Raw genomic sequence first — 15,663 nt, forward strand, 5'->3', positions numbered from 1 at the left:
TAGGCCGGGTAAGGCGAAGCCGCCACCCGGCACTCCCGCCGCACAATCTAACCCAGCACCATCGTACTCAACCGACACGTACAGCACCGCCGCCCCTGCTCGTCGAACACCACAATCTCCCAGCTCTGACTGGAGCGGCCCAGATGCAGCGGCTGACATACGCCGCGCACCTTACCGTGAGAGACCGCGCGGTGGTGCGTAGCGTTCAGTTCCGTGCCCACCACATTCTGCCCGTCGCGGGTCATCAGAAAACCGGCCATCGACCCCAGCGTTTCCGCCAGCGCCGCCGACGCACCGCCGTGCAGCAGGCCAAACGGCTGGTGGGTGCGCGCATCCACCGGCATCTCCGCTTCCAGCGTATCGTCCCCGAGGCGGGTATAGACGATGCCAAGGTGTTCCACCATCGTGTTCTGACTAGTGGCATTCAGTTCGTCGAGGGATAAATGACGTTTCCAGATCATTACGCCCCCAGCGTGGAGCCGCCGTCCACCACGATATCCTGCAAGGTGATATGGCTGGCGGCATCGGATGCCAGGAACAGCACGGTCGCGGCAATCTCCTGCGGACGGGCAATTTTACCGAGCGGAATGCCGAGTTTGAACTGCTCGCCGAAGCCGCGAATGCGCCGCTGTTCCGCATCATCGCTGGTCCACAACGTGCGCTGCATGTCGGTATCCGTAGAACCCGGCGACACCAGGTTACAGCGTACGCCGCTGCCCGCCAGCTCCAGCCCGACGGTCAGCGCCAGGCTTTTCAGCGCCGCTTTCGACGCGCCGTAGGCGCTCATGCCGATGCGCGGCGTGTGCGCCGCGTCAGAGGCTACGGTCACAATCGCCCCGCCCTGCTGATGACGGAACTGGCCCATCGTCTGCTGGAACAGGTTGAACGCGCCGCCGACGTTGACCGCAAAGGTCTGCTGCCAGTCCTCCTGCGAAAGCTGATCCGTCGCGCCCATACGCAGAATGCCCGCCGCGTTAACCAGCACGTCGAGCCGCTCAAGGCTGCTGAGCAAACGCCCGCAGACATCACTCGCCTGCGCCGCATCCGCCACGTCCAGTGTTTCGGTGGCAAACGGATATTCGCCGTGAGGGAAAGCCAGATCGAACCCGGTCACCTGCGCCCCGGCCTCCACAAATGCCAGCGCGGTCGCATAGCCAATGCCCTTACCCGCGCCCGTCACCCAGACGGTTTTACCGGTAAAATCAAAAGCCATCACTTCACCTCGCGGGAGAGCAGCGCCCACCAGGCATCGAGGGTCGGATTTTTTGCCAGCATCACGAAATCAATGTCGCCGTGCACTTTGCGCCAGCGGGCGGCCAGCGCCATCATCCGTACTGAATCCAGACCGTAGTCGATCAGGTTTTCGTCATCCATCGGCTCGTCGGACTCGTCCAGCAGCGGCAGGATCAGCTCACGCAGCGCGGCTTTCGTTGCCGGAACAGACGGCAGCAGCTCGTCGGTCATCACCACGCGGCCCGAACGTCCGGCCACGTATTTCAGCGACATCAGGTGCTCGTCGCGGGTGAAATCCGCCAGCGCGTCGGCGATAAAGAACGGTTTGATGTCGCGCATAAAGGCGTCGGTGGCGGTGGTCATGCAGCCGATGTGGGCGTACACGCCGGTGATCAAAAGCTGGTTGCGGCCGGTCTCTTTCAGCATCTGCTCCAGCGGGGAGCGGTGAAACGCGCTGTAGCGCCACTTCACCAGCACGGTGTCCGCTTCGTCCGGGGTCAGCTCAGCGACGATGCGCTGCTGCTCCGGTGAGCGAGTCAGACCCGGCCCCCACATATCGTTCAGCAGGGCGCGGTCTTCATCGCTCTGATCTTTCGGCTGCGCGGTGTAGTACACCGGAATATTGTGCTCTTTGCAGTACGCGCGCAGTTTAGCGATGTTCGCCACCACCTGCTGCATCATGTCGCTATTTTCGCCCCAGAAATTCAGGAAGTACTCCTGCATATCGTGGATCAGCAGCGCGGCGCGCTCCGGTTCAAACGCCCAGCTTACTTTACTGGTCGGCAGTTCGGCGGCGGTTGGCAGCGCATATGCGGTTAATTTTGGAATAGCCATTCTCTGTTCCTCAGCCCCGGGCGCGTTCAGCAAGCCACAGGCGCAACTGTTTCTTATCAACTTTGCCGACCGGCGTGAGCGGAAGCGCATCCACGCTCTCCACGCGGTCCGGCAGCTTAAATTCGGCAACGCCCTGCTCGCGCAGGAAGCGGCGCACCTCCACCGCGCGCAGCGGCTGTTTCACCACCAGGTACGCGCAGCTTTTTTCGCCCAGCAGGCTGTCCTCCATGCTCACCAGCGCGGCGTGGATCACCGCGTCGTGGCGCAGCAGCAGGTTTTCGATCTCTTCGGCGGCGATCTTCTCGCCACCGCGGTTGATCTGATCTTTCTCGCGCCCCTGCACGGTGATGTAACCCTGCTCATCGATGGCGATCAGATCGCCCGAGCAGTAGAAGCCGTTGGCATCGAAGGCGCTGGCGTTGTGGTCCGGGCTGTTGAAATAGCCGCGGAAGGTGTAAGGGCCGCGCGTCATCAGACGCCCGACCTCCCCGCGCGGCAGCGGGTTACCGTCCACGTCCGCCACCCACACTTCATCGTCCGGGCACATCGGGCGGCCCTGGGTATTGATGATGCGCTCCGGCGCATCGTCGAGGGCGGTATAGTTCACCAGCCCTTCCGCCATGCCAAATACCTGCTGAAGCTGGCAGCCAATTTCCGCCGGAATGCGCGCCGCAAGCGTGGCGGAGAGGCGCGCGCCGCCCACCTGGAGCAGCCTGAGGGATTTCAGCTGGGCGTTCCCCGCGCCGTCGGCAATCGCCTGCAACCACAGGCTGACCGCGGGCGGCACCAGCGAGGTGACGTTTATCTGATGCTGCTCAATCAGCGGGAAGCAGAGCGTGGCGCTCGGATCGTTCGCCAGCACCACGCAGCCACCCGCCGTGAAAACGCCTAACGATCCTGGCGAGCTCATGGCGTAGTTATGCGCCGCGGGAAGGGCGTTCAGATAGCGGGTGTGCGCAGTGATACCGCAGATTTCGTTGCTGCGACGGATGCTGTAGTCGTAATCGTTATGCGTGCGCGGGATCAGCTTCGGCGTGCCGGTGCTGCCGCCGGAGAGCTGGAAGAACGCCACTTCGTCGGCGGGCGTCGGGTTCGGGATGAAATTGTCCGCCGGGCGCGCAATCGCCGCCTCCAGCGCATGTTCGCCCTTATCGCCGCGCAGCAGCACAACGCGTACCGAGCGATGCGCATCCACAACGGTGTTGAGAAAATCATCGCCCGAGAACAGCGCGTGGTCGCGATCGGCAATCAGCACGGCGGGTTTGATCTGCTCCGCGTAGGCGTTGAGTTCACTGCGCTGATGGCTAAATAGCGCGTTGACCGGCGCGACGCCGATTTGCAGTAGCGCGAAGAAGGTGATGTAGAACTCGGCCACGTTGCCAAGCTGTACCAGCGCGGTCTCACCGCGATGCAGCCCCTGTGCCTGAAGGGAGGACGCCAGATTCGTCACCGCCTGATTAAACGCGCGGTAGGTGATGCGGCGATCGCCGTCAATTATCGCGACCGTATCGCTGTCCGCATGGTCCGTCAGGATGTGGGTCAGCGGCAGATCCTGCCAGTAGCCTTTTTCACGGTAGCGGCGGGCAAACTCCTCAGGCCAGCGGGTAAAAGGGATGGTCATGAGTATTCCTTAGTGCAAACCAAACACGTTGAGCATGGTGGAGAGCTTCACGCCCGTCTCGCGCCACTCGCCGACCGGGGAGGAGGCAGGCACAATGCCCGCGCCGGCAAACAGGCGAACGGTATTTTGATGCAGCCGCGCGCAGCGGATAGTTACCACCCACTCGCCGTTACCTTCGCTGTCGCACCAGCCGACGATGCCGCCGAACAGCTCGCGGTCAAACGGCTCCAGCTCGGCAATCAGCTCTTTTGCCGCCTGATGTGGGAAGCCGCTCAGCGCGGGCGTCGGGTGCAGCAGGCAAGCCAGCGTCAGGGCGTTCTCGTTTTCACGTGCCTCACCTTCTACCGGCGTGGCCAGATGCCACAGCGTCGGGGTGGTGATGAGCTGCGGGGAAGCCGGCATGCTCAGATGATGGCTACGCGGTTCCAGAATGGTTTTCATCGCCTGCGTGACCAGATCGTGCTCGTGGCGGTCTTTTTCGGAGGCCAGCAGCTTAGTGCCCGCTTCGCGATCCAGCACATCGTCCGGCTGACGGCGCGCAGAGCCTGCCAGCGGCAGCGAGCTAAAGTGCGCGCCCTCTTTGCGCAGCAGCAGTTCCGGGCTGGCGCCCAGCAGCACGCCGCCGTCTTCCAGCGGTACGTGGAAGTTAAAGCTCGCCGGGTTCTGGGCGATAAGACGCTCCATCAGCGCGCTGCTATCGATCTGTTTGTCGGTAGCGATATCAATCAGGCGCGACAGCACCACCTTATTCACCTGCGGCGTAGCGGTGAGCGACGCGGCGCGAGCAACCATCTCCTCGAAAACCGGCTGCGACGGGATCTCGGTGCGCTGTTGCACGTTCAGCGTCTGCGCGCCGGAGGCATAACGTGCGGACTGCTGACGCGCCGGGCGGGAGAAGGTTTGCCAGCGTTGCGGAATAAACAGCGATGACGGTTTGCGGGTATCGAAGGGGATCGCCCCTACCATCACCGGATGGGCAATGCCGCTGTTTTTCGCATTCCGGAAAGCCTGAGCTAATTTCTGCTGAAAGGGACCCGCCGGATCGTCACCGCCGACGGCGGGTTCAGAAAAACGGGCGAAACAGCCGGACGTGGTAAAACTGCGGTAAGGCGACATAAAGAAAAAGCTGTCTGATTGCAGCGTTGTCGCGGTGTGCTGAACTTCCTCAGCCAGGGACGTGTCCATATCATCCTCCTTAAAATGATAAAAGAAGCAATAATGATTATCATTTATATTTTCGTCGGCTAACCTAATCCCACATCGCCCCGCTGTCAACCGTCGGGCAAATAACTTGTGCGACAAACGCTTGCATCCCTTCCCTACAGCCCTGAAAATGAGAAGCATTATCTTCAATAAAATCAGGATGCCGCTCTGTGAAAATCGCTGCCGTTTGCCGCAATGCCCTTCTTTTAACAGGACTTTTTGTTTTAGGACTAACCTCAGCCGTCGCCGCCGACTGGCCGCGCCAGGTCACCGACAGCCGCGGCGTTCACACGCTTGAGAGCAAACCGACGCGCATTGTCTCCACCAGCGTGACCTTAACCGGCTCCCTGCTGGCCATTGACGCGCCGGTCATTGCCAGCGGCGCGACCACGCCAAACAACCGCGTGGCGGATGCGCAGGGCTTTTTAAGTCAGTGGGGCGATATCGCCAAACAGCGTAAGGTTGCCCGGCTGTACATCGGCGAGCCGAGCGCCGAAGCCGTCGCGGCCCAGATGCCGGACCTGATTTTGATCAGCGCCACCGGCGGGGATTCCGCGCTGGCGCTCTACGATCAGCTTTCCGCCATCGCGCCGACGCTTATCATTAACTACGACGACAAAAGCTGGCAGGAACTGCTGACCCAACTGGGGACGATCACCGGGCAGGAGACACAGGCCGCAGAGCGCATCGCTGCCTTCGACAAACAGCTCGCCAAGGTGAAACAGCAGATGAAGCTGCCGCCACAGCCGGTGAACGCCATCGTCTACACCGCCGCGGCGCACACGGCGAACCTGTGGACGACAGACTCCGCGCAGGGCAAGCTTTTGCACCAGTTGGGCTTTACGCTGGCCGACGTGCCTGCCGGGTTGCACACCTCAAAAAGTCAGGGCAAACGCCACGACATTATCCAGTTAGGGGGTGAAAACCTGGCTACGGGGCTGAACGGCGAAGGGCTGTTCGTGTTTGCCGGCGATCAGAAAGACGTGGACGCGATTTACGCCAACCCGCTGCTGGCGCATCTGCCGTCGGTGAAGAACAAGCGCGTCTGGGCATTAGGAACCGAGACGTTCCGCCTGGATTATTACAGCGCGATGTTGGTGTTGCAGCGTTTGAATTCAATTTTTAAATAAGTGGCACGTTCCCCGTAGGCCCGGTAAGCGCAGCGCCACCGGGCGTTTTGTCGGGTGGCGGCTACACCTTACCCGACCTACAGGGTTTGCCTGAACCGACGCAACTCCACCAGAACCGCCAGTAAAATCACGCCAACAACGGCTAACACAAACCCGCTGCTGCTCGCCGACGCCACCGGGGTCATTATCGCCCCCAGCCCGCCGAGGATCGCCGCGCCAATCGCATCGCCCGTGACGTTCTGCGCCGTCCACAGGCCGTTAATGCGCCCGAGCATCCCTTCCGGCGTCTGGGTCTGGATCAGGGTGTACTGTAAAAGAGAGCTGACCGCGCTCAGCCAGCCGAAAATCACCAGACACATCACCCCCAGCGCCCACACCGGCATCACGCTAAAGAAACCAATGGCGATAAACGAGGCCAGCGTCGCCACCAGCATGATCAACCCCGGTCTCGCGCTCTGCGCCAGGTTGCCGCTGGTCAGCGCCCCGAAGGCCGCACCGAGCGGAATGGCGGCGTACAGCACGCCAATCTCTGAGGCGCTCATCTGCCACTCACCCGCCAGCGCCGGATACAGCACGCGCACGGCGCTCGCCATCGTCAGCAGGCCGCCGAGCAGCGCAATGCCGCCAATCAATGGGTTGCTGAACAGGAAACGAATCGCGGCCATCAGGGACTTCAGCGGATGCTCGCGCGGCTGCGGCGGGGGTGGCAGGAGCGGCAGACGCAGTAGCGTCAGGGTGGTAATAAACGTTCCCGCCGCGGCAAGGCCGTAGTTCCACGCCACGTTGCCGGTCGCCAGCAACAGACCGCCCACCATCGGCGAAATCACCGAGCCGAGACGTACGGTGAGCATGGTGATCGCCCCCGCCTGCATCAGGTTCTCGCGCCCGACCAGCGCGGGCGTGGCCGCCAGCAGCGCCGTCACGCCTAACGAAGCAAAAAAGCCGTCCCACAATCCCAGCACGTAAATGGCCACCAGCGACGGCTCCGGCAGCATGGCGTTCAGACACAGCCCGACAAAGCCCACCCCGCAGGTGCCGCGCGCCAGCAGGATCAGCTTTTTACGCTCGTAGCGGTCCGCCAGCACGCCGCCCACCATCAGGCCGATAAACATCGCCCCGCCGGTTAAGGTGACGGATAACCCTACCAGCCAGCTGGAGTGAGTCATGGTCTGGATTTGCACCGGTACGGCCACACCAAGCAGACCGAGGGACAAAATGGAGATAAAGCGAGCGATAAAAACGGCGCGATACGCCGGGTGTGTTTTGAGCAGGCTGAGGTTAAGCAGCCAGGATTTTTGATTCATGACAAAGCCTTGAGTCTATTTCTACCCATTCCATGGGCGCACATGCTAACATAGCCAAATAAGATAGATAACGATAATCACTATCATTATCAAATCATGGATGTTGCTATGTCGTTTTCCTCTTCTGCGGTGCGCGCCCTTGCCGTGCCCGTTTTATTGCTACTGCTAATCCTTGCGATTGCACTCAGCCTGCTGGTCGGCGCAAAACCGCTGCCCGCGTCCGTTATTGTCGATGCGCTATCCGGTACCTGTCAGAGCGCCGACTGCACCATCGTGCTCGACGCTCGCCTGCCCCGCACCCTTGCCGGATTGCTGGCTGGCGGTGCGCTCGGCCTTGCCGGTGCCCTGATGCAAACCCTCACCCGCAACCCGCTGGCGGACCCCGGCATTCTCGGCGTTAACTCCGGCGCCAGCTTTGCCATCGTGCTCGGCGCAGCGCTGTTTGGATTTACGTCCCCCTCTGAACAGCTGGTGATGGCCTTTTGCGGCGCGCTGGCGGCCTCGCTGGTGGTGGCGTTTACCGGCAGCCAGGGCGGTGGACAGCTCAGCCCGGTACGCTTAACGCTGGCGGGCGTAGCGCTCGCGGCGGTACTGGAAGGTTTGTCCAACGGCATCGCCCTGCTCAACCCGGACGTGTATGACCAGCTGCGCTTCTGGCAGGCGGGTTCGCTGGATATTCGTACCCTTGAAACCTTAAAGGTGGTGGTGATCCCGACGATCGTCGCTGCCGCCGTGGCGCTCTGTTTAAGCCGGGCGCTGAACAGCCTGAGCCTCGGCAGCGATACCGCGACCGCCCTCGGCAACCGTGTGGCGCGCACGCAGCTGACGGGGCTACTCGCCATTACCGTGCTCTGCGGCAGCGCGACCGCCGTGGTCGGGCCGATTGCCTTTATCGGCCTGATGATGCCGCACATGGCGCGCTGGCTGGTGGGGGCGGATCACCGCTGGTCGCTGCCGGTCACGCTGCTGGCGACCCCTGCCCTGCTGCTCTTTGCCGACGTACTGGGCCGCCTGCTGGTGCCGGGTGAACTTCGCGTCTCGGTGGTCAGCGCCTTTATCGGCGCGCCGGTGCTGATCTTCCTGGTTCGACGCAGACGCGGGGGTGGCGCATGATGGCCCCGTCCCGTCGTTTACTTACCAGCGTCGCCCTGCTGGTCGTCGCCAGTCTGCTGCTGGCGGTCTGGAGCCTGCAAAGCGGTGCCGTAACGCTTGATTTCGCGCAGGTCTTTCACGCTCTCACCGGCAGCGCGCCGCGTAACATCACCATGGTGGTCACCGAATGGCGACTGCCGCGCGTGGCGATGGCGATCCTGGTGGGCGCGGCGCTTGGCGTCAGCGGCGCGATATTCCAGTCGCTGATGCGTAACCCCCTCGGGAGCCCGGACGTGATGGGCCTGAATACCGGCGCGTGGAGCGGCGTGCTGGTGGCGATGGTGCTGTTCGGGCAGCATCTTACGGCCATTACCTTTACGGCGATGGCGGGCGGCATTCTCACCTCCCTGCTTATCTGGGCCCTGGCCTGGCGCAACGGCATCGACACCTTCCGTCTGATCATCATCGGGATCGGCATCCGTGCGATGCTGATGGCGTTCAACACCTGGCTTCTGCTACAGGCATCGCTGGAAACCGCGCTCTCCGCCGGGCTGTGGTACGCCGGCTCCCTCAACGGTCTGACGTGGGGAAAAACCTGGCCCGCCGCGCCGCTGATTTTGCTGATGTTTATTGGCGCGTTGCTGCTGGTCAGGCGCATGCGGCTGCTGGAGATGGGCGACGACAGCGCCTGCGCGCTGGGCGTGAGCGTAGAGCGCTCGCGCCTGATGCTGATGCTGGTGGCGGTCTTGCTGACCGCAGCGTCTACCGCCATCGCCGGGCCGATCTCGTTTATTGCCCTCGTAGCCCCGCATATCGCGCGGCGTCTTAGCGGTACCGCGCGCTGGGGATTAACCCAGGCGGCGCTGTGCGGCGCATTGTTACTGCTGGCCGCCGATCTCTGCGCTCAGCAGCTGTTTATGCCTTATCAACTGCCGGTGGGCGTGGTGACCGTCAGCCTCGGCGGGATTTACCTCATCGTCTTGCTCGTTCAGGAGTCACGCAAGAAATGACAGATTCAACATTCCGCTTGCGCGGCGAAAACTTGACCCTCGGCTACGGCAAAAAAATCATTGCCCGGGATTTATCCGTGTCCATTCCGGACGGCCACTTCACCGCCATTATCGGCCCGAACGGTTGCGGCAAATCGACCCTGCTGCGCACGCTGAGCCGCCTGATGTCGCCGGTTGAGGGTAGCGTGTTCCTCGACGGGGAGCAGATCCAGCGCTTCGCCAGCAAAGAGGTGGCGCGCCGAATTGGCCTGCTGGCGCAAAACGCCACCACGCCGGGGGATATCACCGTGCAGGAGCTGGTCTCCCGCGGGCGCTACCCGCACCAGCCGCTGTTTACCCGCTGGCGCAAGGAGGACGACGAGGCGGTGAAGCGCGCGATGCAGGCTACGGGCATCACCAATCTGGCCCAGCAAAGCGTCGATACTCTCTCCGGCGGACAGCGCCAGCGCGCCTGGATTGCAATGGTACTGGCGCAGGAAACCTCGATTATGCTGCTGGACGAGCCGACAACCTGGCTCGATATCAGCCATCAGATTGATCTGCTGGAGCTGCTGAGCGAACTGAACCGCACGCAGGGGTACACCCTGGCGGCAGTGCTGCACGACTTAAATCAGGCGTGCCGCTACGCGACGCATCTGATTGCGCTGCGCGACGGCGAGATTGTGGCGCAGGGCGCGCCGAAGGAGATTGTGACGCCGGATCTGATCGCGCGGATCTACGGCATGCGCTGTATGATTATTGACGACCCGGTGGCGGGTACGCCGCTGGTGGTGCCGTTGGGCAAGCGTGCGGTCTGATGCCCTCACCCCGGCCCTCTCCCACAGGGAGAGGGAGCAAACCATCCCCTCTCCCCGTGGGAGAGGGTTAGGGTGAGGGGCATTTGCACTATCCTAAAATTTCCTTCAGTACCGGCCCAATCTTTTCAAACGCCTGCGGTGAAATAATATCCACGTGGGCGCAGTCCTGGCTGTACACCTCCAGCGCACTCACCCACGGCGCCCATGCGGCCTGCGGATCCATGGTTCGCGTGCGTTCGGCGACAAACAGCGTCGCTTTACCGTCGAACCGTGAACTATGCGCGGTGGTGAGCAGCCGCACCGCATCGGCGTAGTTGCCTTCAATAGCGTTAAACAGCTCGCTGGAACCTTGCCCCTGCTGGGCGGCGATAAACGCCTGACGCTCGCGCTCAATTTCCGCCAGCACCTCCGGATCGAGGCCATTAGCCTCTTTCTCCGCCCAGTTCTGGGTTTCCGGCGGCCAGGTATCCAGCAGGCCGAGGAACGCCACCGCTTCACCCTGCTCGCGCAGACGCGCCGCAATGCCCTGCGCCAGCGTGCCGCCGAGGGAATAGCCGAACAGATAATACGGCCCCTGCGGCTGCTGCTTACGCAACGTGTTCAGATGATGTTCGATCACCGCATCGAGATCCGCACACTGCTGCATCGGTCCGTCAGGTCGGGGAGACTGAATGCCGACGATTGACCAGCGCGGGCTGAGGTAGCGCGCCAGGACGCTAAACTGCCAGGCAAAGCCGGATGCCGGATGGAAGCAGAACAGCGTCGGGCCGTTGCTTTCACGCAGCGGGAGAACAGTTTCATACCCCAGACGCTGCGCCTGCTCGTCGCTCATCTGCGAGTCCAGCAGGCCGCTAAGCTTACTCACCGTCGAGGCGACCATAATCTGGCCCGGCGTAACCTTACGGCTGAACGCACGGCTGAGCTGAGCCGCGAGGCGCATCGCCAGCAGCGAGTGGCCGCCGAGGGCAAAGAAATCGGCTTCGATATCGTTCACTGCGCAGCCCAGCAGGGCAGAAAACGCCTGCGCCACGGCGACTTCGGTTTGTGTCTCAGGGGCGCGACCAGAGGTTTTGCTGGTCAGCTCCGGCAGCGGCAACGCCTTGCGATCCAGCTTGCCGTTGGCGCTTAACGGCAGCGCGCTGATTTGCAGCAGCACCACCGGCACCATATGTGGCGGCAGCTGGGCTTTGAGTGATGCTAGCAGCGCGTCGCGATCCAGCGGTAAGCCGGATTCGGAGACAACGTACCCCACCAGCTGGCGGGCATCGCCACCTGTCGCCGCTGCCTGGTTGAACACGCAGGCGTGCGCCACGGCCTGGGCCACATCCGGCAGCGCGAGCATCGCCCGGTCGATTTCGCCCAGCTCAATGCGCTGTCCGCGGATTTTTAACTGGTCATCGCTGCGGCCCAGATATTCTACCGCGCCGTTGTCCAGCCAGCGGGCAACGTCCCCGGTGCGGTACATCCGCTCGCCGGGGGCAAACGGATCGGCGATAAAGCGGCTGGCGGTAAGATCGGGGCGTCCCAGATACCCCTGCGCCAGCTGGATGCCGGTGAGATACAGATCCCCCGCCACGCCGAACGGCACCGGGCGCATCATCGCGTCCAGAATGCGCAGCCCCGTATTCCACACCGGGAAGCCGATCGGCACGCTGTTCCCTTCCACCGCCGCCAGCTCGGGGCCGTACGCCGGATACCAGCTGACGTCCACCGCCGCTTCGGTCGGGCCATAGAGGTTGTGCAGCGGCGCATGGGTGAGCTGTTCCCACTCGCGGCACAGCGCAGTCGGCAACGCCTCGCCGCTACAGAACACCTGCTTCAGCGTCCTGCAACAGTCGACGTTTTCCGGCGTCAGCGAGGCGACGAACGCCGCCAGCATCGACGGCACGAAGTGGGTGGTGGTTACGCCATATTGTGCGAAGAAGCTCTGCATCGCCTGCGGATCGCGGTGCGCGTCCGGCTCGGCTATCACCAGCTTCGCCCCGGCAATAAACGGCCACCAGAACTCCCACACCGACACGTCAAAGCTGCACGGCGTTTTCTGCGCCACCACGTCATGCGCCGCCAGTGGATAATGATCCTGCATCCACTTCAGGCGGTTAACGATGGCGGTATGGCCCACCATCACGCCTTTTGGTCGTCCCGTCGAACCGGAGGTAAAGATGATGTACGCGGTCTGCTCCGGCTTCGCCAGGCGCAGAGGTTCAGCATCGGTGGCCGGTAATAGTGTGTTGTAACTAAAGGTGGCGATCGGCAGATCGTTAAAGCGCGGGAGCTGCTCGTCGGTGGTAATGAGCAGCGACGGCTTCGCGTCCTCCAGCATCATCCGCAGACGGTCGTCCGGGTAACCGGTATCCAGCGGCAGCCAGGCGGCGCCAGCTTCAACAATCCCGTGCAGCGCCAGGGTCAGGAACACCGAGCGCGGGAGCGCCACCGCCACGCTGTCGCCCGGCTTCACGCCGCGCGCGCGCAGCAGATTTGCCAGCGCGACCACCTGCTCGCGCATCTGGCGGTAGTTCAGCTCAGTATGGGCATCCGCCAGCGCCGGGGCGTCCGGCGTTTTGCTCGCCTGCTCCGCGACCAGATCCGCCAGCGTGGTGGACGGCAGCGCCAGCCCGGTATCGTTGATTCGCGCCAGCCGGGCGTATTCCTGCTCTGATACGGTTTCCACGTCGCCACAGCGCAGGTCCGGGTTGGCGGCAAACTGCGTCAGCATTGCGTTCAGCCGCGCCGCGTGCCCCTTCAGCGTCGCCTCGTCGTAACGCTGCCTGTTGGCGAGGATCTCAATGCTTAGTCCGCCCTGCTCGTCCGGAAATAGCGCCAGCTCCAGATCGTTCACCGGGCCGGTCGCCAGCGTGTGGGTAATGGCCTCCACGCCGTCGATATCCAGCTGATAATCGAACACCTTGACGTTCAGCACCGGACCAAACAAGGGTTCGTCCCCTGCTGCCTGCCCGCTGTCGCGCACGATCTGCTCGGCATCGTAGCGCTGATGGCGGCGCATCTTTTTCAGCTGGTTCGCCAGGCGCAGCGCCAGCGCTGGCAAGCTCTCGTGCGGGCGAATATTCACCGCCAGCGGCAGGACGTTGAGCACCGGGCCGGTCGCGGTCAGCGCGGCGGAGCCCATACGGCGCATAAAGATAAACCCGGCGGCGTAGTCCAGCCGTCCGGTCAGGCGGCCCAGCCACAGCGCCACCAGCGCAAGCGCCAGATCGGTTCGCTGCGTTTGTCCGGCCGCCTGTGCAAGCTGGCTGAACGCACGGCCGTCCATCGCCATTTTCAGGCGCAGGATGTCGGTGGTGGCGGCACGTCCCGGCAGGGGCGCGGAAGAGAGCGAGACCGGAGAAGGAAGCTGTTGGCGCTGTTCGGCCCAGAAAGCACCGTCGCGCTGATACGCCTCGCTGTCGCGATAGCGCTGATACTCCTCCACCACCTCGGCGAACGGAGTAAACGGGGAGGCGGGCGCAGGTTCACCTTTCTGCCACGCAGCGTAAATGGCGGCGATTTGACGGGTAATGGCCGGGAAACTGAAGCCATCTACCACCAGATGATGATACCGCTGATACCAGTACCAGTGGTTTTCTCCCACCTGAATCAGCTGGTGAAACGCCAGCGGCTGACCGCTGTCGACGCGCAGGTTCTGGTTGAGATCGGCCTCCATCAGCGCCACGGCGTCGTCGTGGGAGTTAACGCGCACAATGGACGGCTCCGGCAGGATCATGGCCTCATCGACCCACTGCCACACCTCGCCGTTATCCTCGGTGAAACGCATCCGCAGGGTGTCGGCCTGCATCATGCCTTCAGCGATGGCTTTTGCCAGCAACGGCGCGTCGATAGCGCCTTTCAGTTCGGTGTAGTGCGCCACGCTCCAGGCGTTTGGCAGGGAGGAAAGCTGCTCTGCCATCCAGATCCCCGGCTGGGCGGCGACAAGAGGGAGACGGTTCATGCGCGCTCCCCCGCAAAATAAGACGGCTCAAGCGTCTGCCACTGTTCCGCCAGCCACTGCTGGCACGCCTCCTGAGATTGCGGTTCGCACACCACGCGCCAGCCCGCGGGCAACTCGCACTCCTGCGGCCACAGGCTGTACTGCCCCTGGTCATTTTGCAAAATGGCGAACTGTCCCTGCGGATTATCGAAAGGATTGCTGAATTCCATACAGACTCCGTTATTGAATAAGCGGCTGCCAGAGGGTCATCAGCCCCTGTGTCAGCCCACCGCGCCAGCAAAGCGCATCGTGTCCGCCGTCAACCTGACGCCAGAAAACCGGTTGCTGAGTGTGTAGTTCGGCGAGGATCGCCTGGTTTGCGCGTAAGATAAGCGGCTCGTTGCGCCCGGCCTCAAGGACGATGCGCAGCCCGCGAGCGGTTTTTTCACCCGCTTTGAGTTGTTCAATGAGCAGCCCGTCCTGCTGCGCGCCGCGGTGCGGCCACCAGTAGGATCCGGACTGGCTGAGGATGCAGCCAAAACGCTGCGGCCAGCTGAGGCCCGCATAGAGGGAAGAGAGCCCGCCGAAGCTTTGGCCCGCCACCACGGTATGGTCGGCGCGGTCGCTGAACGGGGCCATGCTTTTCACCTGCGGGAGGAGTTCGTCCTGCACCGCCAGCCAGAAATCAGGGTTGCACGGCAGCTCGCGGCTGCGGTGTGCGGTGTCAATGACGTCGATTAAGACATAAACCGCAGGCGGCAGTTTGCCTTCATGGGTGAGCGACGCCAGCGCAGGCCAGACGGGCATGCTTTCGGCCCAGAACTGCCCGTCAAGCAGTACCGCCAGCGGGCGCTCGGGGCTTTCATCCCCGGTGGTAAAAATCCACACGCGGCGATGGTTCCTCAGACGCGCGCTGTGCCACTCAATGCAGACTGGCTTTTTATAGGGCGTATCGGGATGATTCCAGCCGGGCTGTACGGGCGCCTCCGGCATCTCCAGCGCCGAGATGGCGTGCCCGCGTCCGCCGCGCCAGCTCTGCGCATTCAGCGGATCGGAAACCGCGTGCGGCAGTAGTTTGCGCCAGCCTTCGCGCAGCGCCATGCGGTCCGGCTGCTCGCCTTCAAACACTGCGCTGGCAAAATCATCTTCATTGTCGGAGGGGATAAAACAGTAGCTGCCGCGCCATTCGGGGCTGAACTCGCCCTGCCACTGCCAGACGTCGGTATCCGGGATACGTTCAAGGGACTGCGGACGGGCATTTTGATGGTGATCGGTCACGCCGGTGACGTAGAGCCAGACGCGTTTAATCGTCGACGTTTTCTGCGTTCCCGCCGGGTCCCGCCACCAGAATGTCACGCGATAGTTTTCCTGATGACGTTCCCGTTCCGGCCCGTTTTTCGCCTGCCACCACGCTTCACTTCCGGTTGTTAACGCCGTCACCCTTATAACCCCATGTTTAACAGTCTTTTTTGTTTCAGAGCAAATTTTATTGATAATATTATTGATAACTATTT

The 15,663-nt window shown here is 62.6% G+C and carries 13 protein-coding genes; 4 read left to right on the forward strand and 9 right to left on the reverse strand.

What is annotated here, in order from left to right; all coding sequences use genetic code 11:
- Nucleotides 1-47: 47 nt before the first annotated feature.
- From entH to entC, 5 genes are read right to left on the reverse strand one after another with little or no spacing between them, the layout of a single operon-like run.
- Nucleotides 48-461, reverse strand: a complete 414-nt coding sequence (entH, locus tag L350_RS12240; RefSeq protein ID WP_022647384.1) for a proofreading thioesterase EntH — start codon at nucleotides 459-461, stop codon at nucleotides 48-50.
- On the reverse strand, nucleotides 461-1,213 hold the full coding sequence (entA, locus tag L350_RS12235; protein ID WP_015571174.1) for a 2,3-dihydro-2,3-dihydroxybenzoate dehydrogenase EntA: 753 nt from the start codon (nucleotides 1,211-1,213) through the stop codon (nucleotides 461-463). Before entA ends, entH begins: the two co-directional genes overlap by 1 nt.
- Nucleotides 1,213-2,067 carry an isochorismatase gene (locus L350_RS12230; RefSeq protein ID WP_022647383.1) on the reverse strand — a complete coding sequence of 285 codons (855 nt, stop codon included), beginning with the start codon at nucleotides 2,065-2,067 and terminating at the stop codon, nucleotides 1,213-1,215. The genes entA and L350_RS12230 overlap by 1 nt, the downstream gene beginning before the upstream one ends.
- Before the next feature lie 10 nt (nucleotides 2,068-2,077).
- Nucleotides 2,078-3,688 (reverse strand): (2,3-dihydroxybenzoyl)adenylate synthase EntE, encoded by a 1,611-nt coding sequence (entE, locus tag L350_RS12225; RefSeq protein ID WP_032624693.1) that lies wholly within the window; start codon nucleotides 3,686-3,688, stop codon nucleotides 2,078-2,080.
- A 9-nt stretch (nucleotides 3,689-3,697) separates the two neighbouring features.
- Nucleotides 3,698-4,873, reverse strand: a complete 1,176-nt coding sequence (gene entC, locus L350_RS12220; RefSeq protein WP_023299559.1) for an isochorismate synthase EntC — start codon at nucleotides 4,871-4,873, stop codon at nucleotides 3,698-3,700.
- A gap of 188 nt (nucleotides 4,874-5,061) precedes the next feature.
- Here entC and fepB point away from each other — a divergent pair, with 188 nt between their 5' ends.
- Nucleotides 5,062-6,021, forward strand: a complete 960-nt coding sequence (gene fepB, locus L350_RS12215; protein ID WP_032624694.1) for a Fe2+-enterobactin ABC transporter substrate-binding protein — start codon at nucleotides 5,062-5,064, stop codon at nucleotides 6,019-6,021.
- Nucleotides 6,022-6,098: 77 nt separating this feature from the next.
- Here fepB and entS read toward each other — a convergent pair whose 3' ends face one another.
- On the reverse strand, nucleotides 6,099-7,325 hold the full coding sequence (entS, locus tag L350_RS12210; RefSeq protein WP_032624696.1) for an enterobactin transporter EntS: 1,227 nt from the start codon (nucleotides 7,323-7,325) through the stop codon (nucleotides 6,099-6,101).
- A gap of 108 nt (nucleotides 7,326-7,433) precedes the next feature.
- Between entS and fepD the strand changes: the two genes are divergently transcribed.
- From fepD to fepC, 3 genes are read left to right on the forward strand one after another with little or no spacing between them, the layout of a single operon-like run.
- On the forward strand, nucleotides 7,434-8,438 hold the full coding sequence (gene fepD / locus L350_RS12205) for a Fe(3+)-siderophore ABC transporter permease (RefSeq protein WP_032624697.1): 1,005 nt from the start codon (nucleotides 7,434-7,436) through the stop codon (nucleotides 8,436-8,438).
- A complete protein-coding gene (gene fepG / locus L350_RS12200; RefSeq protein ID WP_072200994.1) occupies nucleotides 8,438-9,427 on the forward strand; it encodes an iron-enterobactin ABC transporter permease in 990 nt (329 codons plus the stop codon). Before fepD ends, fepG begins: the two co-directional genes overlap by 1 nt.
- Nucleotides 9,424-10,224: an iron-enterobactin ABC transporter ATP-binding protein gene (fepC, locus tag L350_RS12195; protein ID WP_023299555.1), complete on the forward strand. Its 801-nt coding sequence runs from the start codon at nucleotides 9,424-9,426 to the stop codon at nucleotides 10,222-10,224. Before fepG ends, fepC begins: the two co-directional genes overlap by 4 nt.
- A gap of 88 nt (nucleotides 10,225-10,312) precedes the next feature.
- Here fepC and entF read toward each other — a convergent pair whose 3' ends face one another.
- From entF to fes, 3 genes are read right to left on the reverse strand one after another with little or no spacing between them, the layout of a single operon-like run.
- The gene (gene entF, locus L350_RS12190; protein WP_032624699.1) at nucleotides 10,313-14,170 is read right to left on the reverse strand and encodes an enterobactin non-ribosomal peptide synthetase EntF; all 3,858 of its coding nucleotides are present in this window, start codon (nucleotides 14,168-14,170) and stop codon (nucleotides 10,313-10,315) included.
- Nucleotides 14,167-14,379, reverse strand: a complete 213-nt coding sequence (locus tag L350_RS12185; protein WP_032624700.1) for an MbtH family protein — start codon at nucleotides 14,377-14,379, stop codon at nucleotides 14,167-14,169. Before L350_RS12185 ends, entF begins: the two co-directional genes overlap by 4 nt.
- Before the next feature lie 10 nt (nucleotides 14,380-14,389).
- Nucleotides 14,390-15,589 carry an enterochelin esterase gene (gene fes / locus L350_RS12180; RefSeq protein ID WP_032624701.1) on the reverse strand — a complete coding sequence of 400 codons (1,200 nt, stop codon included), beginning with the start codon at nucleotides 15,587-15,589 and terminating at the stop codon, nucleotides 14,390-14,392.
- Nucleotides 15,590-15,663: the final 74 nt, after the last annotated feature.

Source organism: Enterobacter sp. MGH 4 (genome assembly GCF_000534735.1).
Taxonomy (GTDB): domain Bacteria; phylum Pseudomonadota; class Gammaproteobacteria; order Enterobacterales; family Enterobacteriaceae; genus Enterobacter; species Enterobacter intestinihominis.

Excerpts from the sequence above, each read along its gene's own strand:
- entH (WP_022647384.1), bottom strand. The coding sequence starts at position 461 with ATGATCTGGAAACGTCATTTATCCCTCGACGAACTGAATGCCACTAGT.
- entA (WP_015571174.1), bottom strand. The coding sequence starts at position 1,213 with ATGGCTTTTGATTTTACCGGTAAAACCGTCTGGGTGACGGGCGCGGGT.
- L350_RS12230 (WP_022647383.1), bottom strand. The coding sequence starts at position 2,067 with ATGGCTATTCCAAAATTAACCGCATATGCGCTGCCAACCGCCGCCGAA.
- entE (WP_032624693.1), bottom strand. The coding sequence starts at position 3,688 with ATGACCATCCCTTTTACCCGCTGGCCTGAGGAGTTTGCCCGCCGCTAC.
- entC (WP_023299559.1), bottom strand. The coding sequence starts at position 4,873 with ATGGACACGTCCCTGGCTGAGGAAGTTCAGCACACCGCGACAACGCTG.
- entS (WP_032624696.1), bottom strand. The coding sequence starts at position 7,325 with ATGAATCAAAAATCCTGGCTGCTTAACCTCAGCCTGCTCAAAACACAC.
- fepD (WP_032624697.1), top strand. The coding sequence starts at position 7,434 with ATGTCGTTTTCCTCTTCTGCGGTGCGCGCCCTTGCCGTGCCCGTTTTA.
- fepG (WP_072200994.1), top strand. The coding sequence starts at position 8,438 with ATGGCCCCGTCCCGTCGTTTACTTACCAGCGTCGCCCTGCTGGTCGTC.
- fepC (WP_023299555.1), top strand. The coding sequence starts at position 9,424 with ATGACAGATTCAACATTCCGCTTGCGCGGCGAAAACTTGACCCTCGGC.
- entF (WP_032624699.1), bottom strand. The coding sequence starts at position 14,170 with ATGAACCGTCTCCCTCTTGTCGCCGCCCAGCCGGGGATCTGGATGGCA.
- L350_RS12185 (WP_032624700.1), bottom strand. The coding sequence starts at position 14,379 with ATGGAATTCAGCAATCCTTTCGATAATCCGCAGGGACAGTTCGCCATT.